This is a genomic window from Psychrobacter sp. AOP31-B2-9 (assembly GCF_052378005.1).
Taxonomy (GTDB): domain Bacteria; phylum Pseudomonadota; class Gammaproteobacteria; order Pseudomonadales; family Moraxellaceae; genus Psychrobacter.
Window position 1 is genome coordinate 1 of the sequence record NZ_JBQSXG010000022.1, and the last position, 20,434, is coordinate 20,434.

The 20,434-nt window shown below is 40.2% G+C and carries 10 protein-coding genes and 3 pseudogenes; 6 read left to right on the plus strand and 7 right to left on the minus strand.

The window, feature by feature from the left end; translation table 11 throughout:
• Positions 1-175 precede the first annotated feature (175 nt).
• Positions 176-307: pseudogene (locus ACT3SX_RS04350) on the minus strand (IS3-like element ISKpn37 family transposase); the annotation flags it as partial.
• A gap of 29 nt (positions 308-336) precedes the next feature.
• Positions 337-459, minus strand: a pseudogene (locus ACT3SX_RS04355) (IS3 family transposase); the annotation flags it as partial.
• A 458-nt stretch (positions 460-917) separates the two neighbouring features.
• On the opposite strand from ACT3SX_RS04355, the gene ACT3SX_RS04360 reads away from it, so the two are divergent.
• Positions 918-1,103, plus strand: coding sequence for a transposase (locus tag ACT3SX_RS04360; protein WP_319052303.1), 186 nt, complete (start codon positions 918-920; stop codon positions 1,101-1,103).
• A gap of 157 nt (positions 1,104-1,260) precedes the next feature.
• Here ACT3SX_RS04360 and ACT3SX_RS04365 read toward each other — a convergent pair whose 3' ends face one another.
• Positions 1,261-6,972 (minus strand): UvrD-helicase domain-containing protein, encoded by a 5,712-nt coding sequence (locus tag ACT3SX_RS04365; RefSeq protein ID WP_442069947.1) that lies wholly within the window; start codon positions 6,970-6,972, stop codon positions 1,261-1,263.
• 135 nt (positions 6,973-7,107) lie between these two features.
• Positions 7,108-7,859 (minus strand): IS5 family transposase gene (locus tag ACT3SX_RS04370; RefSeq protein WP_442069945.1). Its coding sequence is split into 2 segments (ribosomal slippage): positions 7,108-7,652 and positions 7,652-7,859, totalling 753 coding nucleotides; the frame shifts between segments, so codons are not numbered across the junction.
• 364 nt (positions 7,860-8,223) lie between these two features.
• On the opposite strand from ACT3SX_RS04370, the gene ACT3SX_RS04375 reads away from it, so the two are divergent.
• The 5 genes and pseudogenes from ACT3SX_RS04375 to ACT3SX_RS04395 form a co-directional block, all read left to right on the plus strand.
• Positions 8,224-9,066 carry an exonuclease domain-containing protein gene (locus tag ACT3SX_RS04375; protein WP_444761679.1) on the plus strand — a complete coding sequence of 281 codons (843 nt, stop codon included), beginning with the start codon at positions 8,224-8,226 and terminating at the stop codon, positions 9,064-9,066.
• Positions 9,067-9,341: 275 nt separating this feature from the next.
• Complete coding sequence (locus ACT3SX_RS04380) at positions 9,342-9,893, plus strand: hypothetical protein (protein WP_193009008.1); 552 nt, start codon at positions 9,342-9,344, stop codon at positions 9,891-9,893.
• On the plus strand, positions 9,883-12,117 hold the full coding sequence (locus ACT3SX_RS04385) for a hypothetical protein (protein WP_442069624.1): 2,235 nt from the start codon (positions 9,883-9,885) through the stop codon (positions 12,115-12,117). The genes ACT3SX_RS04380 and ACT3SX_RS04385 overlap by 11 nt, the downstream gene beginning before the upstream one ends.
• Positions 12,114-15,308, plus strand: a complete 3,195-nt coding sequence (locus ACT3SX_RS04390) for a site-specific integrase (protein ID WP_442069622.1) — start codon at positions 12,114-12,116, stop codon at positions 15,306-15,308. Before ACT3SX_RS04385 ends, ACT3SX_RS04390 begins: the two co-directional genes overlap by 4 nt.
• Before the next feature lie 213 nt (positions 15,309-15,521).
• A pseudogene (locus tag ACT3SX_RS04395) lies at positions 15,522-15,870 on the plus strand (transposase); the annotation flags it as partial.
• 74 nt (positions 15,871-15,944) lie between these two features.
• On the opposite strand, the gene ACT3SX_RS04400 reads toward ACT3SX_RS04395, so the two are convergent.
• The 3 genes from ACT3SX_RS04400 to ACT3SX_RS04410 all read right to left on the minus strand — a co-directional run bounded on the left by ACT3SX_RS04400 (position 15,945) and on the right by ACT3SX_RS04410 (position 20,434).
• On the minus strand, positions 15,945-16,898 hold the full coding sequence (locus tag ACT3SX_RS04400; protein WP_444761680.1) for an IS256 family transposase, variant Zn-binding type: 954 nt from the start codon (positions 16,896-16,898) through the stop codon (positions 15,945-15,947).
• 160 nt (positions 16,899-17,058) lie between these two features.
• Positions 17,059-18,324 (minus strand): type III PLP-dependent enzyme, encoded by a 1,266-nt coding sequence (locus tag ACT3SX_RS04405; RefSeq protein ID WP_442069620.1) that lies wholly within the window; start codon positions 18,322-18,324, stop codon positions 17,059-17,061.
• Between the two features lie 55 nt (positions 18,325-18,379).
• Positions 18,380-20,434 (minus strand): IucA/IucC family protein, encoded by a 2,055-nt coding sequence (locus tag ACT3SX_RS04410; RefSeq protein ID WP_442069618.1) that lies wholly within the window; start codon positions 20,432-20,434, stop codon positions 18,380-18,382.

The following is a 20,434-nucleotide window of genomic DNA, read 5'->3' on the forward strand; positions in this document are numbered from 1 at the left end:
TAATCATATATTTGTTATTTGCTTAAGTATGAGCTACGTTGAAAAACCGTACGTTAATCCCCCAATAGTTGTTTAACTAGCTCAGCGCTATAGATGGCGTATTTGTATTGATCAACTAATTTTATACAACTTCTAAGAGGTTTTGGTTGAAGTAACCTTTCTCTTTTTCAGATGATTATAGATAGTCGTTGAAGCTGTGCATTCTCAAGGATTGATAGTAGTCCCAAGTATAGTTCTTGATGGCACTTTTAGCTTCAGTAATATCCTCATAATCACCTTTCGGCATCCACTCGGTTTTAAAGTCTCCAAAGAAGCGTTCAGTTGTAGTGTTGAGTTAGTCAAGATGCCATCAGGTGAGTCTGATACGCTAAAGCCAACTAAACGGCGAGCAAACAGGTCTAGCACTACGGCTAAATAGCAACAGCCACCTTTGATACTAATATAGGTCACGTCGCCCGTCCAAAATTGATTAAGAGACGTTGGGCTAAAGTTGCGGTCTAAAAGATTGTCATAGGTTTTGTGCGCTTGAACAGCGTGCTTGTATTTGTGTGTCTTAAGCTAGCAACTGATCAAATCTATTTGGCTCATAAGCTTAGCGGCTAGGTCGCGCGTCAACTCCAGTCTTTACTATCGCACTTAGACGTACTACGAGAAGACTTACAACGTGAACTGAATCGATTGGAAAAAGCTGAGGCCACAAATACTGTTCCTATTGTTCAAGCTTCTATTGGAATGATGATAGCGCTCTTTACAAAGAGCCATTTAAACTCAAGGGTAATATTGATGACCATATATATCTTCATCCCAATTTAAAGCAAGATCAGGATCTGCTACAAACAATTAAAGGCGTTGGCCCTGTTGCCTCAAAGCAGATGGGGTCGCTTATCCATAATAAGCAGTTTAGTTAAGCCTCACAAATGGCAGCCTTTTTAGGCTTAGTTGTCAAACATAGTAAATCAGGGCTATTCAAAGGCAAGCCTCGCTTATCAAAGAATGACTCAAGTGATATAAGAGCGAAACTGTATATGCCAGCGTTAGGTGCCATTAAGCATAATCCTGATATTAAGGGGCAGTATGAGGGGCTCCTTGCTAATGGTAAGTAAAAAATTACTAAATGCATTGAAATGGATTACAACCAGACTAGAATTCAGAAGGGTTTAGGATATAAGAGACCAAGACAGATGTTGTTTGATTATTATCGTCAAGCTGCGTAACTAAAATCTCCCAAGCTAATATCTACGGATTTGACAGCATAGCTCATTACCTACACTGAACATTAAATTGAACATAAGGCACAATTAGATAATGGCTACCTTCGCTGCCATGATAACCTGATTTTTCATACCAAGAGATATCCTGCTGATAAAACAGAGTAGTTGTAAAGCCAGCCATCAATAGATGTTGATTACCTTGCCCTTGAGAAGAATATTCTTTAGAAAAAGCTGTTGAGAATTGAGCAACTTGTTGACCTTTAGCCGAGTAAAAGCCATCGCTTTTCCTATCTTGTTTATAGCAAGCGACATCAAATAATCCTAGAATATCATCTCGTGTTTTCGTCCAGCTATCATGGCAAAACGTCTGTTCTACAAACTTGCGACCTGAGTCGTTGACCAGTGCGCGCGGCGTCAATACCAGCTCATCCAAACGCATAAAGCGATGAAAAGTCAGCATTGAAGGCGGACTAACCGCAGGTAAATCAATTTGCTCAGCATGAGTAAGCAATATTTTAGCTAAGATAATGTGGTGCGTTTTACGATGGAGCAGTAAGCTCAGAGTTTGCTTCGCTCGCGTCAGTGCTACATATAACGGTCTATCATGACTATGATCTGCCTGAGTGTTTGAAGATGAGTTTGAGAGTTGATCATCAATGACATAAACATGATCAAACTCCATCCCTTTCGCACTATGATAAGTGATTAATATAACCTGTGTTTTATCATCGTATAGAATAGACTCTATCGCTTGTAATACCTGCTCATAAGTCACGTTTTCCATATCTTGAGTGCAACTGATAATTGCTTCCCAAGCTTTATCTAAATGGTTTAAGCCTCGCTTGACCCGCCAGTACTCCAAAAATTCAGCAACATTACCCTCAATAAAGTCTAAACGTTTCGCGCTCAAATCTTTAAATAGCGCTTGTCCTATAAAACTATTTATGGGAGTAACTTGCTCATTTTCATTATAGCGCTGACTACTAATATTTAGAGCTTCAAGGTAATGCTGTATGGCATCGAAATATGACCATTTAGGGGCTAGTACGGCTATAGTTTCTGGCGCTGCATTTTTTTGTTCATTACTTGCTAAGCGCTGCTCAATATCAGACGCGATCCATGCTGCCATGTCAACGCCTTTGGTCTGCTGGTAGTAGCCATAGCGAATAGGACTACTAGGATAGGGTTTAGTCGCCTTGATGCTATGCTCAGCCTGCTTTAGACGCTCACTACTTGGTAATGTAGTAGCTATAAATTCATTGGCAAGCTCGACTATATTATTAGCACTACGATAGTTATTGAGCAGATAGTATTTTTGCTCAGTATTAACATGGTAGTTGTCTGCAAACTGCTGGATATATTGAATACTAGCGCCACGAAAGGCGTATAGGTTCTGGTCATCGTCACCAACCACCATCAAATAGCCGCGCTGCTCAAAGTTATCAGCAGTAGCATCACTATCAGCGTCTATGGCAATATAGCTCTCATTGGTTTCGCTATTATCGCCATCTTGTGTTTGTAAATCTGCTAATAGGCCAATCATTTCATACTGATATTCATCGATATCTTGAAACTCATCGACCATGATGTACTGAAAGTGTTGCGGCCGCTCTTGTAGTTGACTGATGGCCTGCTCAATCATCCACTGATAGCGAGCATTATCACGGCGCTTTTGTAAGTTTTTCTCTTGGCTTAAATGCTCAATGCGCGTGGCAATCTCATCAAGCGCGGCATCAGGTGCGTCTTTTTCACTCAGTCCTGTAATTTGCCGTGCCAGCCCATGAAATGTCTGAATGGTAACATTGATCGCATGATAACCAATCAAAGCCAGTAAGCGCGATCTTAGTTCAGCTACCGCCAAACGGTTATAAGCCAATATCAAAATCTTCTCAGGTTTGATTTCTTCTATCATTAATAGATAAGCGACTCTATGTACCACCACGGTAGTTTTTCCAGATCCTGGACCGGCAAGTACCATGGCTGCACGGCTTGTCTCTTTGATAATTTGCCTTTGAGTAGTACTAAAATATTTAGGTAAAATCTCTTTTTCATAATCTTTGATATAAGGTTTATGCACATCGATGTCGTTGTTAATATAGGTTTTAATGACTTCAGATAGCGGCTTAGTAAAGTAGTCCTCAATCAACGCTTTTTGGACATCAGCGTCTGCCTGTAGCCAAAAGCTCAGCATATGGATGCGAGCGCAGCGATCTTGATAATGGGTTTGCAAATACTGATAGGCGTTTTCATGATACTTTGACGTGGATTTTCGGTGTTTGCCAATAAAGAAAATAGCATCTTGCGTGTCGTCTAAGCGGCTAAGCTCAATTAGCTCTAAGCGCTGTAACTGCTCAAGTTGGGTCAAGATAGTATCAGGATCGCGCTTTAGTTTCTGGGCTAAATTATCGAGATGAAATTCTTTACCATCCCCATCTTTTTTATCAGGTAGGGCAGGTAGCAGATGCTCTTCATATAAAGGTGTTAAATTTGCTACGAGCACTTTTGCATAGCGAACCCAGCTCTCCCAATTGTCTGGTAGATCCTCATCAATTTGCCATAACTTAGTCCTATTTGTGGAGGAGACAAACACTTGGGTCGTACCATGATTGCGCGTTTTCAAGATACCTAATGCCCGAAACATAGGTAAAATATGACGTTTACTAGATAGATTATGACGCTGCTGAATCAGCCAGCTATCAAGTGCTTTGGTATTGAGCTGGGTAGCGCCTTGCATTTCTATCGCTTCAGTGCCACTTAGAGCGCCATAGCTGCTATTTAGACATTCCTCTAAAGCAGTAATAATACGGCTTAAGCGATTAAATTCACCCTTTAAATAGCGGTGTGTATATTTTAGTCGTACACGCACCACAACTTGCCACTGAGCATGACCTTGATTAACCAACTCACGTAACCCTTTTAATAGTGATTTAACAGAGTAGCCAAGTGCTAGTGCCAATTCAGGTAAATGATAGCGAGTCAGGCCAGTATTGTTATCGTTGTTAGAGCCTTCGTCACTGCTATTCTTAGCACTAACTATGTTTGTTGTCACCTTGCTTAAGCTATCATTTGAAAGCTGCTGTAATTGTGCATAGAGATTAGACATATTAGTGTGTTGGTTGGCAGGCGGTTGGCTTGATAGTTTGATACTGATCCAAGCCGGTTGCTGGTCTTTTTCAGTCAGCAATCCGTAACGCTCGAGCGCCAATAAAGCCACTCTTACCTGGGTATTAAGTTGTTCAGTCTCATCATCTGGTGCAAGTATGGGCGCTAGTACACTGCTAGGGAACCATTGATCTTGCATGGGTTTACTGAGAGCTGGACGTATGGCTGTCCAACAGTCTCTCAAGGTATTTGTATTTGGTATGCGTGACTCACGCTCTTGGAAAAACAAAGCTTCAATATCTCTTTGACCCCATAGCATATATGCTGCGCCGACCTCGTACGACTTACGTGCTGCACGGCCAATCTCCTGGATATAAGACTCAAGGTTATTCGGAGGCCCACTATGAATAACGGTATGGATGCCTTCTTTATCGATGCCCATGCCAAAAGCATTGGTACAGACCACCACGTCTAGTTCATCATTTTTGAATTTTTCAAGTACACTCTTTTTTTGCCCCTCGTTTAATTTAGAGTGATAGGCGGCGGACACCAAGCCTTTTTGGGCGAAATCGTCAGCATATTGATCACAGCCTTTACGGTTACGCAGATAAACTATAGCCACGCCTTTTTCAGGATGTTCTGGATATTGGTTCTCGTACCAAACTTTGCGCTCATTTATAATGTTATAGATATGCGCTTCACGCTCGTCCTTGGCTGCTTCTATAAAATGCGCAGTAATATCGTCACGCCAAATCTTAAGGCTTTCGATAGGGGTACCATACTGTACCAAAGTTTTATTGTCAGTTAAGGCAGTAAGCTTATCTACCAGCTCACTTTCTAAATCATCTTTGACACGTGTAGAGGCTGTGGCGGTCACTAAGCTTATGGTAGGTGGTAAGAATTCCGACGTGTTACTGCTAATATTTGTTCTAGATGCGTTAGTCTTGTCCTGATCAGATATCATTTCTAACATATCAAACTGAAGCTTACCCTCTTTAATGTCGCTTTGGCGCTCAAGCTGCTTTGTAAATTGTTCTCGAAGCTCGTCGCTATAACACGCCATCATGTGATCGGCGATACGCAAAAAGTCTGGCCGAAAATCAGTGCCCCATTGGCTAAGCGTATGCGCCTCATCTAACACCCAAAATGCTGGTGGGCGATTTTTGAGTAGTTGACGAATACTATGTGTACGTAGCCGCTCTGGACTCATATAAATAATATCGATATCGCCTTGCCAAATACCGTCTAAGATGTCTTTTTGGGTTTCTATGGACTGCCCTGAAGTCAGATAAGCAATACGATTGGCGTAGTCTGGCAAATCAGTATGCAAGTTGACAACTTGGTCTTCGATTAATGCCTTTAAAGGCGATATCACTACGGTCAGCTGACGTTGGTACCTACTTAATATCAGTGCAGGTAGCTGGAAGGTCAAGCTTTTACCGCCACCTGTTGGTAATATGCCAAGAGGAATGTCTTTATTCATTAGCACTGCTTTGACAATAGACATCTGTCCTTCGCGCAAATGCTCAAATCCAAAAAAGTGATGACACTGTTGATTAATCCAATCTTCACTCGGCTCATGCAAATGCCAAAAAGTATTTTCAGCTTGGCTAAAACTACGTCTGTAGAAAGGATGCTTGATAAGCCATACTGGACGGCGCGCTTGGGGCTTATCAAAATATCTTAGCCAGTTAATAAAGGTGGCTAAACCAAGATGTTGCCATAGTGTTGAGTACTCTTTATCATCATTGCTTACATGAGCATTGCTCATACAACCTTCTAATAGGGTGATAAGGTCAGTTCGATTTCCTACGGGCAAGTTGTCAAAGATAGCTTCTATATCAAAGATATTATCTTCATCTATAGCAAAGTAGCTTTGACGGCTGAGCGTATGCAAATGCAAAAGCTGTGGTAATAGCTTGTGCAGTAGTATTTGCATATTGGTAGGTAGGATTTGCCACGCTTGTGTGCAAAGCCCAAATACACAGCGACTTTCTAAGCAGTCAAGGACTGGGTTATTATAATCGACATTGGCTTTGTAGAGTTTAGCTAAGGCGTGGCTAGGCTGGTGCGGAATAAATAGGCAGCTCAGGATCAGTGTATCCCAAGCTTTCGCTTGCCAGCCACGCAGTTTGTCAGAACCGTCAAGCTGGTTTGTTGATAATGTATGTTTATAGCTAGTGGTCGATAATGCGTCGTTTAATAGCGAATATAGGTGAGGTAAATCAAACTCAATTAGATGATGGCCACCTAAAAAATCAGCTTTATTTAATAGCTCATAAACGACATCTGACTGCTGTCGAAATTGCTGAGCATTAAAGTGCCAATAGTAGTCGTTGATTAAGAAAGCACCATCTATTAATTTCTCATTTTCGGGGTTAATTTCCAAATCAAGCCAGAGAGTTTGTTGTGGGTTCAACTTTGAGAGTAGTTCAGAGGCACTCTGAACGGCTGTCAAATCCTCTATATACTTCGTTGCATTGAGACGTAGAAACTCCGGTAGGCTGTTTAGCTTTGATGTTTGTATATCTACCGGAGATGGAAGTGCGCTATTGATGGGATCAGAGATATTGTTATGACTGTTTTGAGGACTCATCTGCCCAAATGTTTTGGAAGGTGAAAAAGAAGTAGGCTGGATAAAATCTGGTAGGTCTGACATGCTTTCAGCTTCTAAGTAGTATGTAAATAAACGAACTATAGTATACAATTTTCTTTATCTTAGCCAGAGTCATAGTGGACGAGCACTTGCAAGTATTATCATCTTCTTAATAAACCCTAATATTAGGGCGTGTCTTCAATTCATCTTACAATGAACGATAGTACACGCCAGATAAAGCATTGACTTAAAATTACGAGCCAACTTCTCATATCTAGTAGCGATACTACGAAAGTGCTTAAGCCTTGCAAACATATTCTCTACTAAATGACGCAGCTTGTATAAGTAGCTATCAAACTCTGGATTAGGCTGTTTGGCATTCTTCCTTTTAGGAACGACGGGTATCATATTATGGCTGCGAGCTTTGTCTCTGATAGCCTCTGAGTCATAGCCTTTATCAGCGATAAAGTAATCAGCTTGTCCAATCATGTCAATCAATTCACCTGCAACTTGACTGTCGTGGATTTCACCCCCAGTGATTTTAAAATGGAGCGGATATCCATCGGCATCACAGGATAGGTGTATCTTTGTAGTTGCGCCGCCACGGCTTCGTCCAATTGCTCGATCTTCACCACGCCGAGCTCCACTTGCATGCTGGTGACAGCGAACATAGCTTCCGTCTGTGAATACCCATTCCGTATCAATTTCTTTGCGTAAGCTAAAAAAAAATTCTCCCATAAGCCAGTTTTCGACCATCGATTAAAGCGACTATAAGCGGTTTTCCAAGAACACAATTCTTTAGGTATGTCACGCCAAGGGGCGCCTGTGCGTAGTTTCCACAGTATGGCTTCCATGACCTCTCGACTGTTTTGAGTGTGATAGCAGCCATGCTGTGTCATTGTTGATTGCAATTGATCCCAAAGCGTATCTGTTAGTGCGGTTCTTGCCATAACTTGTATTTCTCGCATCGTCTCAATAGATGCGGTATTGTAACTATTATTTATCGCTTATCCAATTGAAGACATGCCCTAATAACAGCATCTAGGTAAAAACCAAAGCACTAAATATAGTACTAGTACTATATAGGGTTAGTTTTATATTTTTTCGGTTATTAAAAATATACTTACTGTTAATGCTTAATCCGAGAGTCCGAGAGTCCGAGCGTTAGCTGCGCTCCTAAATAAGCTTTTTGATAAGAAATTATTGCGTTCAAACTTACATCGGTATCCATTAATGAGATATGTAAAAATATCAATTTTAGTTTATTATTATTCATAACTGATATATTACATACCATTTGCACAAGGACAGATGATGAATTTTGTGGCTATCGACGTAGAAACTGCCAACTCAGACGTTGGCTCTATTTGTCAAATAGGTATGGCGAAATACATAAAAGGTAAGCTGATAGATACCTACTGTAGCTTTATAAGACCACAGTCTAGTTTTAGCCGAACGAATATAGATATTCATGGTATTGATAATAACAAAGTGAAAGATGCACCTTCCATATTTGATATCTATGGCAATATTATTCAATTTATCGGTAATAATGTTGTGGTCAGTTATACCGATTTTGATCAAAGAGCGATAACGAAGTGTTTATTAGATCATGATTTGCCACTACCGTCTTGGCAATGGGCAGATGCCTCTGTCATGGTACGCGATACCTGCCAGCGGTTTAGTACATCAGGATATAATCTTGCCAATGTATGTAAAGAATGGCGGTATGCGTTTGATCATCATGATGCACTAGAAGACGCCAAAGCGTGTGGATTTGTGACGACCACCATTCTTAGAGAAAATAATGCTTCAATCACAAAATGGTTAAATGCTCAGCCATCTCTTCCAAGAAATAGCAATAATCGGACACAGCGCTTCACTCAAAACCGATCTATAGAAGGTAATGAGCAAGGGCGGTTTTTCGGATTAAACGTTTGCTTTACAGGCGAGCTGTCTATAAAACGCGCAGAAATTGCTGATATCGCAGCAAGGCAAGGTTTTCATGTTAAAGCTGGTGTATCTAAAAAGCTCAATTATTTAGTTGTAGGTACACCAGATTTAACATTATTGAATGGACATGATAAAAGCAGTAAACAACGTAAGTCAGAGACGCTGATTGCAGAAACCCCAACCTTGGCAAGGCTCGCGGACTAAAATTATAGAAATGCATATTAATAGATTATAAGCTACACCATATGGTATACATGTGGTGTAGCTTTTTTTATTATCTCAATGTATAGTGTAAAAAAGAACAGTATTACTTATATCACACGTTTATAGTCACCATGATTTTATGGTATTTTGACACCGACTAAAAAATTGTTAAATCATATTTTACTCTCCCCTAGTAGAGTTGTCCAATGTCTATACGTGATATTTCGGATTCCAAAGCCAGCTACTTTATATGAGTTACAAGCTAAAGGTGCATTATGGAAAAAAGTCAAAACCTACCCAAGCCTAGTACTCAATATGCTCGTTTATCTCCTAAAGACTTTTTAAATTTGTATGTACACCCTGAAGCTAAAACAGCATATAAACTCTATGTAGAATATTTTCCACTGGCTCGTATAGCTAACTCAGACGATCAAACTGTAAATCTTGATGTTTGGTACGATGGAATAGGTTTCTATTTTTACAAAAATTTTTCAGCACAATTGCGAATGACTAATAATACCGCTCTCTATGTTAGGAAGCTTCAACCAACTATAAGCTCAATAAACCTAGAGTCATGGAGGTATGTTTTAGAAGAGTTCTTAGATCTAAATCCGTTAGATGTTAATATCTATAACCAATTAAAGGCTCAGATGCCAAAAGATATTCAACGCAAGCTGTTTGGTAAATTGATGACGATTGAGGATGTTTGCCGAAGAAAAGGTATTTATAGACATCATTTTGACTATCAACATGCAAAACAAAAATCCCCAATTTTTAGGATGCCGAGCTTTCAAGAGCTGATACAAAGGAATGTAAATGAAGATTGATATTGAGCGCGCTACTGATGGACTCATTCCTAATTTAGTCGGTAACCACCAAAGCGTTAGGCAATGCTTTTTAACTGTGGCTGCAATGTCAGGCCAGGGTTTTATGAGTTTATCTTTACCAGAGACAGAAAAGGATTTTGTTTTATCAAAAATAGAACTCAAAGCCATTTATAAGAGTTGTACGGGTAGATTAACAAACGATCATTTCAGAGTAACAGCATTTATAGGTTCAACGTACCATCTGAAAGATTTGGATATCAGCAATCCAGCACCAGAGTGGCTTTGGATATCCAAACTATATCAATTACTACTATATTGTTCAGATCGTGAATTAGTGAACAGAATTACTGAGATAACTACTTTTGCACGTTTGTGGATAGTACAAGGTAGTTCTTATCATCGCTTATGGCAAAAGTGTGTAGAGTTGCAATCTAAAGACATAGCCACTACATTCGACAATATTGATGCATATAAGCAATATCTCGACAAGATTAATAGTCCTGACCTCAATCAGTTTGCTAAAGTGCACAGAGCATTAAAATTTGTGCTGCACAACAAAAATCGTATCGAGCGGACTTCCATAAATGGTCGTAAAAGTAGGGTAACACGGCGGGTTGATGACGAAAAAATTGAGTACATTGCGTTTAATGATGTCGACGATGATAGTGATGAGTTAATTAGTGTCATCGAGTTTTTAAAAACTGATAATGATATTGATGTCGTGCGCGAGAAATTAGATATTGGATTACCAGATTTTACGATACTCAAGCAAACATCACTACAAGCGCATGAAAAATATTCTCCGCAACAGATTTACCATCGTACGCGCTCAAAGCTGCAGCATGCCAATAAGAACGAACGTCTTATTGGCAGTAATGTTAGGATTCTACCTTTATTCGCATTACAAAATATTTTTGCGTATCTATGGCAGCTTTTTGAGGAATTATCATCTAGTCATGATAGAGATAAAAAGAGAGTAGTTAGTTATTTACTACTGTCAATGTTAACTGGGAGGTCAGTTTTCCAGTTAAGTGAGGATGTAACAGGTAACACTAAGCAGTATATTAATTTAAATCGTCGGAACAATAGCTATCATTTGAACATTATCTTAGACATCACACCTCTTAGGCTGCGTACTCAGGGTATCCAGCAAATACTAGCCAATCGTTTGCTTGAATGTGACATAAGTCTTCCTGAGCAACTGGGTGTGTTTTTAGCCTATAAAGGCGATATTAATAAAGAGATTTTGTATGAAGTTATAAACGAAACTCGTGATGCCTTAAAGCTACCATATCTGTCACTGGCCCGTATTGAGAAAGGCTTATACAGTATTCTTATTCATCATGTCTCTAATAGTCAGGTTGCTAGTATCATTACAGGTCGAAATGAACGTAAGCGAGCGGATGTATGGTATAGCTCTAACAGTGTCGATGATATTCGAACTGTTTATCAACAGGCTATTAAACTGCTTAGTCTAAGAAGTACATATAACAATGATTATCTACATCTAGTTTCCAATACTTTTGATTATAAAATCGGTAGTCAAAATTGCCCTGATTATGTAATCGTCATTGATTTTATTGACCTATTACACCAAAAAGTAGAGGCAACAACTGATTATATTGAAAAATTTAATTCATATAGCATTTGGCTTTGGCATATCAGCTTACTTTTAACTTCCGTTAGGGCAGTTGAGGGTGCACCAGGTTATTTGGACCAATTCAATTTTGAGGTGGGGCTGATTTGGATATCTGACAAAGAAGATCGAGCAACGGCGTCGAGTCAAAGATATGTGCCTCTATGCCCATTTTTAATTGAGGCAATCAACCGATATATAGATTTTTTAAAAAGCTTCTCGTCTCGTTTTTGTCGTTTAGACATGCGCATTCAACATTGGGTTGACGAAGTAATGAATTCTGAGCGACCACTGATTAACGTGTTTAATAAAAAAGGCGAACTAGAATCAATTCGTCCAGTACTGGTGAGAAATGAAATTCATGAGAGCTTTAAGTTTAAAGAGGATTGGACAAGGCATGTTGGGCAGCGTTATCTGCATGAGCAGAACGTAAATGAGTCAATGATACTCTCTGTATTTGGTCATGAGATGATGGGGCAGGAGTCTTGGCGAAAGAATTCATCAATAAGTATCGGTGATATTTTAGACTTGCGTCCAACTTATCAAGCACTTGCAGATAAGCTTGAGATAAGACAGGTGCAAGTATGAGTGTTAAAAAACAGTCAGATGATGAATTGTTCGGCTATAAACGTCGTGAGCAGAGACGTGAAGAGGAAAAAAAAGATGTTTTAGTAGAAGCTGACTTCATATGTCAAAAGCTTTGGGAGAGCTTTCTTAAAAACTTTGAAGTAGAAAAACCTGAAGTCAATGAAGAATCTATTTATCAACTTTATGAAGACATTTACAAAGAGTTTGAAGAAAGTAAATATATTTCTACAGGTCTAATGCCAATAGCATTAACCAAGCGTCTTTTCTTTTTTAATAATATTAACCGTGAGCGTAAGCGTAAGGGGTTAGAGCCACTGCCAGCCCCAACGGTTGCTTATCAGCCTCAACGCCCAAAAAATACAGCAGTAAGGGATGCTTTTTTTTATCTGCCTAAACTGCAAGATATAATGAAGGAGGCTGTTCAAATATGGCAAACAAAGAACAGTTTCACCCTTGTTGATGGACTAGCTTGGTTAATGTTTTCATTATTGATGCATGGTCGCATACATTCTGTTGATGTATTAAATGCTGTTTATGTGCATATCACCACTAAAAAGCAGTTACACAAATTGGCTGATGACATGGTCTATATTCCATTAGATATCGTGTCTAAAACTTATGGCAATCAGATAGTCGATATCGACGGTTCTGATGAAAAAATTATATCTTATTCAAAGTGGGTATTCATAGACGATATCAGTCGCTTGTGGCTAGTTAAGGTTAATCAGCTATTGGAAGATGAAACATCGAAGATACCAAGCTTTCATAGCTGTGTTAGGCAGCTTGGTAATTTGACTAGACAAAAATTTAAAGCGGATAATTTGGAGAAAACAGATTTTCTTAGCTATTTGAATATTTACTGGCAGACATTGGCGAATGTACATATAGATCAGCAGCTAGTGGAACTGCTTGTTCAACATGATACCCATACTGCCATTAGTTTAAACGACTGGCAAGCTTACTTAGGGGCTCCTCAGGAATCAGATACCACTACTGTCAAAAATGAGTACATCACGGTTAATAGACTCAATAAAACTACTCAAAATTTGCAAGATGAAGTTGTCGGCATAGAGGATAGTGTCAGTAAAAACAAGGCTCATAAAAACGTATTAAAAGATATTCGCCGCGCCCTTATGGGCAGTAGGAAAAAAATTAAAGAGCAGCTCGAGGCGTTGACTGAAATTAACAAAGGTTATAGTGAGCGAGGTTTAATTCTCTGGATGCTTGATTTAAATGCTATTAATAAGGCTACATCTACTTTATCAAGATATTTGACAGAGGTGGGTGAAGCATTTTTATATGGCACTCGTGATGAGGGCATTACGGATTATCGAGTGCATCAATATGAGTTTTTATACGACAGTATCATCGCCAAGAAAAACACTCTCAATATAGGTTACACCCAGACGGTATTGAACTCACTACATCAAAGCTTGAAAAAACATTTGGGTGCACCACACGTGCATCTTCAGCGTGAAAATGATCCGAAAATAGTTTCTAGCAGTTTAATATCACTTGATTTATATAAACATATTCTAGTAAGTGTCAGTAATCAGATTGCATTATCTTCATACAATAAAAGCATGATGAAAGTGATCTTTACTTTGCTCTATCGCACCGGCTTAAGAATTAATGAGCTATTAGGTATTCGGTTAACAGATATTGAATATGATCGAGATACTTATAGCGACATCAATTTGATTATTCGTTCAAATAGTCATAGAACCTTAAAGTCAGATGATGGCACTCGCAGAATTACTTTATCAGTATTGTTAAAACCAGGTGAGTTTAAAGAGCTTCAGGCTTATTTTATAGAAAGGACTCGTCATAAAAAAGAAGGTAAATACTTGTTCGCACTTGAGGGATTATCGACCCCATTAGATCGAGGTAGTGTGGATCGAGTGTTTAAAGAGGTTATTGGCCCTCATTACCAACACTTGGTATTGCATAGTTTTCGCCATAATGCTTTATCTAACATGGCAGTAATACTGAGATGTCGTCAAAAAGTTTTGGATATTTTTACTGATTATACAGAGGATGAGGCGCAGCGTATTAAAGAGGATTTATTAGGAAAAATGCGTATCAAATCTGGTCATCATTGGGATGCCTTGATGGAGTTTGCGGGACATGCTGACCTAGATACTACTTTTAGCTCTTATATACATACTGTAGATATTATCTCAGCACATTTACTGGATCAGGCATATATACAGCTACCTGTTGCTGTGATCACAAAGCTTACGAATAAAGCACGTCGAAGTTTCAATCAATATAATGCACAAGCCTTAGATTTTGAAAAGAATAGTGTGGATTTGACAAAAATACGTAAGTTTATTAACCGTGAATTAAATATCAAAAAAATTGATAATAGTAAGCAATATTTTTCTTCATCAAATACAGAAGAGGAGAGTGTTAGTGTTTCTCCTATTTTTGGTAAGTATGCACGTTGGCAGATTGAAGAGTTCTTGAGTGAGATTGAAGCAGGTAAAGTCGTTTCTGAAGCCGCCCAACATCATTTTGTTTATGAAGATGCAGTTGAGCTATACAATCGAGCGCTGCTTATAGCAGCTGATGAAAATGGTAAGCCTGATTACAAATTGATATCTAAGTACAAACAGCCAAAGTCAGGACATATATTAATAGCACCAACGCTGCCAACCATTGTTAAAGAGCAGCAACTCGTGCAGGAAAGCTTTATTAAATTAGAAAAGCTATATCTTGATCAGTCAACGAAAGAACATGTCCAACGCATGCTTTCAATATTCTACAAAAAAGCTAACTCATCTCATAGCGACCTTCGTTTTAAATTTAATGAAAAACAGATGTTTTACGACTATTTAGATATCGCTATAAAAATACTACCTGCCAGATATTGGCGAATAAATATCAGTGCTTACCAAATGAAGCGCGCAATCAAACCTAAAAAAGAGGAGTTAAAGTATCAGAAAATAATGAATGAAGCAAAACAGCTAGAAACAATGAAAGAGTTTAAAGCTGACTATCGTCAGTTATCAAAAAACGTTACTGATAACGACTATTATAGTGGTTATTCATTATCGGTAATTAGCCCTAAAGAAGAAGATATAATCAACACCGCTAATAACGGAGCGACCCGTGCATCATCATCACTGATGAAGTATGTGATGCATTTACTGCTGATTGTGGATGTGAGTTTTGAGCTAGATAGATGAGAGAATATATACTAACAATTGATAAGCAGTCCTTATTTTTCTATTTATTTGCGTAGCGGATTTTTTAAAGTAGAAAACCGATCGTAGGCTATAACTCCCTTATCCATAATAAATCTTTGTTGCTGCGTTTAGTTTAACAAATTTATCTCTACGGTTTCTTCATCATAGCTCAACTGTGTAACTGCTTATAATCCAATAACAGGAGAATAAGCAATGACTACTCAATCTGACATTAAAAAACTGGCTGAGCAAATGGCTGGTAGCATGAACAGCTTCGATGACATCAAAGACTTCCAGAAGCAGCTCATGCAATCCTTTATCGATACTGCTTAGAATAGGCGAGATGGAAGACCATCTCGCCTATTCTAAGCATGAGAAGGCAGATAAACCTAATAAGCGCAACGATCACACTAAAAAGACCGTCCGCAGTGACACAGACGATCTTGATATCTTGACCGTAAGAGACCGTGATAGCAGCTTGGTTTCGAGAGTTACTGACAACATATTAGCTGACATCATCGCATGGCAGAACAGACACCTTAATAGGATCTATCTTATCGTCTCTCAAAATTCATTTTTGAGGCTAAAGGATAATCGGTACTATTTAAAGAAGGGGTGTAATGGACATAATTCATGCTATTTGAGAGATTTTAACCCTAAAAATTCTTTAATAAACCGTAACTTACGTCTCTCATTTAGCCCATGATGACTGTGTAATTGTCGCTTCAACTCACTGAATAATCCTTCAAGAGAATTGGTGGTATTTGGTATATCTAAGTGGTCGTATTCTTGACAAGTGAATAGTCCATCACTATTGGTTCTCAGACTACGATAAGCACTTCTAAGACGTTTGTGGGTGTACCACGTTTTACCCGTATATTCATTAGTACTACGCTCATTGAGATAGGCTTCATGAGTCACATACCAGTGATCTAAGCGCTGTATGAAGGCCTCTTTATCAAGCAGTTTTATTTCTAAAGTAAGTCGTCTAAGCTCGATACTGGCACTGTTAGGACGACGAGTGAGGTAGCGGGTCACTATTTGCGCCTGATGAAACTGGCACATCTGGTAAGGGGTGCGGGTGAATAAAGTACGCAGTCCTCGTCTACCATCACAGGTGATGCTTTGTATATCAACGCCTAACGATGCTAGATGATCAATTCCTTGTTTGTAAGCGCTGTTGGTTTCATGACTCACTATCGCGTAATAAAGTACGGTTCTAGTGGTATTGTCCATAAAGATCATTAAACCAAACTTGCGACCAAAGTAAGTGGTGTCCATGATGATATTAGCAGTCTTTGGTCGCTTAATCTGATACTGGGTACTGACTTTATCTAAGCGTCTTTGAATGGTGTTGAGACTACAGTGATATTTATTAGCCAGCTGTTGGTAGGTCTGTTTTCCCTGAGTGTATTCTGTCCAAAGGGTTTGGTTATTGAGTCTTGTGCCACCTAAAAACTGCCGTCTGCAAGCGAGACATTGATACTGCTGTTTGCCAAGCTTGCGTCCGTTCTTCTTGGTGTGTTTTTCACGACAAAAAGGGCAGTTTTTTGATTCATGGCGTTGATTCCTTGCAAATATAGACAGTATATAGCGTTAAACCCTACGCCAGCATGAAAAATGTCCATTACACCAAAGAAGGCATAGACATATTAGATCTAATCCTCACTAGTTCTGTATCGCCAGTAAGCTTACCTGCCGGACTGTCACACTCAAACCAGATTTTTCTTTATAGATTAGCCTTATCCGTTTATAAAAAAATCATTTTGGGTGGCTCATGCATTAAGAAGTTTTGGTGAGATATATTCCAAGCGTAAGCGCCTGCTAAGGTAAAAACAAGATAATCTCCGATATGCAGCGCGTCAATCCATTGGTCTTTTGCCAGTATGTCTTTGGGTGTACAAAGCTGGCCGACAAGGGTTGCCCTAGTGCCCGTAATGGCAGCTTGCGCTATCAGATTTTCTGATGGTTCGGCTACCATTGTATGGCTCATGCGGCGCGGTACAATATAAAAAGGATGGTTGTGCTGCTGGGCGGCGGGCGTTCTAAAATGATGCGTGCCGCCATGACCAATCACAAATGTCTCGCCAAGATTTTTTTTAATATCCAGCACTTCCATAACATAATAACCACAGGGCGCCGTGATAAACCGTCCAATCTCGAACCTAACCATAAACTGCGGATTTTCCGTTAACATGCTAGCAAGCTGCTGACAGAATACTTGCCACTCAAAATGCTGCGGCCGCTGATCATAGTGAATACCAATGCCGCCGCCCACGTTGATGGTCAGTTTTGAGGGCAGCGATGGATAATCCTGCTGCCACTTCTTGACCACCTCTATATAGCGCTGCATTAACAACAGGTGACGCTCGACTGATAATTGATGTGACATCAAGTGAAAATGAAATCCACAGAATTCAATAAATGGACTTGAGTCGATGATAGCTAGCGCTTGCTTGAGATGGGTTTCATCCAGCCCAAAGGGGGTGGGCTTGCCGCCCATGACCAGCTTACTGCTGCCGATGTCACCAATATCAATATTCATCCGTAAAAATATATGGACGGGAAGCTGTAAGGACTGACTCAAGGTTTGGATGCGATTCAGCTCGACCAGACTCTCCACATGAATGGTATCGATTTGCTGTTGTATGGCTTGCTGTAGATCTGAGGTCAGCTTACCCGGTCCACCAAAAATAATAGGATGGTTCGGCTGGTGGGTCTGTAGCCAATTAAGCTCGCCTGAAGAAGCAGCCTCAAACCCATCGACATGATCTGCCAAGGTGGATAGTATTTCAGGCTCTGCGTTGGCTTTGATGGCATAAAACAGCTGCGTATTAGCAGGCAAGCAGTGCTTCATGGTTTTTATCCGCTCTGCTAAAGATTCTAAGTCATAAATGTAAGCACACAGCGGAGTCGACTGCGTACTATGTTCATGAATAGCATTTATAATTTTTGCAGGCAGTAGATGATTATCTGCTAGCGGGGCTGAGTGGGTTGGTGTCATGTCAGTTGTCATTTTACGAGTGCCTTTTAATCTGGTTTTTAGTCTGATACATAGGGATTATGAGGTTTTACAGTAGCGTCATTGTCTGGCTTTCTGTTTTGGCAGTGAGCACAGAGGGCTGCCACGGGCAAGGCAGCATGACGTAGGCAGAATGCTTATCAGCAAGCGTGAGCAATCGAGTCTTATAATTGGTCTTGCTGGGTAAGCTGCCGCCGTCTAACAAATCTTGAATTTCAGGCTGAGGACCATATACTAGTTGCCAATTGATCAATATCTCTTTGACATGCTGCCAAAGTCGCGCCTCTAATTTCTTAGCTGATTGCGCGTCTCGGCATAAATAAAAGATGGCCTCACTAAGATTATTCACAAAAACGCAATAAGCGATACGTGACCATCCTGCCGCTCTAGAATAGTGGATAGACTGTTTGCAGCGCTCAGACAAATCGGTCGCGTCAGCAAGCGACCAAAGGCTATCCACCAGCTTGGTGCCTTCTAAATCTCGAATCCACACGCATGTCGGCAGGCCTCGATGAAAGCCAATCACCGTGTTTTGTAAATGCGGCTCAAACACAACGCCATGGTTAAAAAAGTAATCAAACGTGCCGTCAATCAAAATATTGGCATAACGGCTGAACCATAAACAGGCTAGGGTATCATAGGATGCGCGCTCATTATTATGCTGATCACGGCGGTTACAGCGCTGCTGTAGCTGACGCTCGATAACACTGTCTCCGAACCTATCCTCGGTAAATAAAGCAGCAGCCACTTGCGGCGTTAGGTATTTGATATCATCTGTCGTAAAAGACTCTCGGAACAACAAACCAAAGGACTCGGTAATAAACTGAGCCGCGCTGGCATCGCCATCGGGGAATTTGGCGCTCATATCAAGGGTGGCAGCCCCAGGCTCCAACATTAGCTTAAAAGCGGGCGCAGTCAGGCGTTTGCTGCGATCAATTTTTTCTAAAATGCTATTTAGATAAACGGCACTGTGTAGCTCATACCAAGCGTTTTTGCGAATGCAATTGGTTAAACGAACATGGATGGAGCATTTAATAAAATGCGACAGCTGATCATGATATAAGGTGCGCACCGACGAGGTTGGGGACACCACCTTACCCGTCAGGCCAATCGGTATCATATATCCTGATGCAATTGCCCGCTTGATGGTCGGATTTGCTAAGATGCCATCGGCTTCCCATGGATGACAAGGGTAGTAGACCCAGTCGGTGTCGCTATCGGTATTTAAACCGTCGGAATTTAAACTGTTAGTATTTAAGCTGTTAATTTCTGAATTCACGGGCGCTAATAATTCATCAGTAAGTAAGGTGTGCGCGATATTGCGCAGGACGGTTTTGGTGTCTTTGCCAATATAGCTGACGAGGGAGGAGTCAACTTTAAACCAAAACAAAGCAAACTGGCTTTGGGTCTCGGGCGAGTGCGCCAATAAAGACGTCATATCGACCCCTTGCCGGCTTTTCGGCGACGGATGATACGCATGACCCCACAGCAATGCTTGTTCGCTATCTATATAGCCATTAACGGTGGATTTATCTTGCCGGTAGCTAGTGGCGTGGTTGCTAGAGGCCTGCAAAAAAGCGGTTGTCACGCTGATGCTATTATCAATCTGATGCTTTAGCTCTTGATTGATATCGATTTGATAACGCGTAGCAATATAATTGTGCAGATAATCGACCAATTGATGAATGTTGAGGCACGCCCATGATTGACCGCGAGCTTTTAGCCAAGGCGCTCCGCTTGGATGGCTCTTGCCTAGATGACTAAAATACGCCACTGGCAATACGATTTTTGCAGAAGCAGCCTCATTAGCGACAGGAAATCGAATCGTCAATAGTTGTGTGTTCAGGTCAGCGCGGTTATCACGTAGACACAGTGGTAAATCGTCATCAGACTCATCAATGCTTAGGTCTTGATAAGGAATGGCAAACTCACGAAGATAACAATTGATGATATTTGTCACTGTATGCTGCTCAGACTTGTACTGATAATACTGCGACAGCAGACTTGGCACTGGGGTGCTTTTGACTGATTTACTGGGTCGTAAAATATTTGGTATTAAGTGATTTAGTATCGAGTTATTTGGTAGTGAATAGTTTGGTTTCAT

What these genes read in the sequence shown, in the direction of transcription:
- ACT3SX_RS04375 (WP_444761679.1), top strand. Translation starts at nt 8,224, where the DNA reads ATGAATTTTGTGGCTATCGACGTAGAAACTGCCAACTCAGACGTTGGC.
- ACT3SX_RS04405 (WP_442069620.1), bottom strand. Translation starts at nt 18,324, where the DNA reads ATGACAACTGACATGACACCAACCCACTCAGCCCCGCTAGCAGATAAT.
- ACT3SX_RS04360 (WP_319052303.1), top strand. Translation starts at nt 918, where the DNA reads ATGGCAGCCTTTTTAGGCTTAGTTGTCAAACATAGTAAATCAGGGCTA.
- ACT3SX_RS04380 (WP_193009008.1), top strand. Translation starts at nt 9,342, where the DNA reads ATGGAAAAAAGTCAAAACCTACCCAAGCCTAGTACTCAATATGCTCGT.
- ACT3SX_RS04385 (WP_442069624.1), top strand. Translation starts at nt 9,883, where the DNA reads ATGAAGATTGATATTGAGCGCGCTACTGATGGACTCATTCCTAATTTA.
- ACT3SX_RS04410 (WP_442069618.1), bottom strand. Translation starts at nt 20,434, where the DNA reads ATGAAACCAAACTATTCACTACCAAATAACTCGATACTAAATCACTTA.
- ACT3SX_RS04365 (WP_442069947.1), bottom strand. Translation starts at nt 6,972, where the DNA reads ATGTCAGACCTACCAGATTTTATCCAGCCTACTTCTTTTTCACCTTCC.
- ACT3SX_RS04390 (WP_442069622.1), top strand. Translation starts at nt 12,114, where the DNA reads ATGAGTGTTAAAAAACAGTCAGATGATGAATTGTTCGGCTATAAACGT.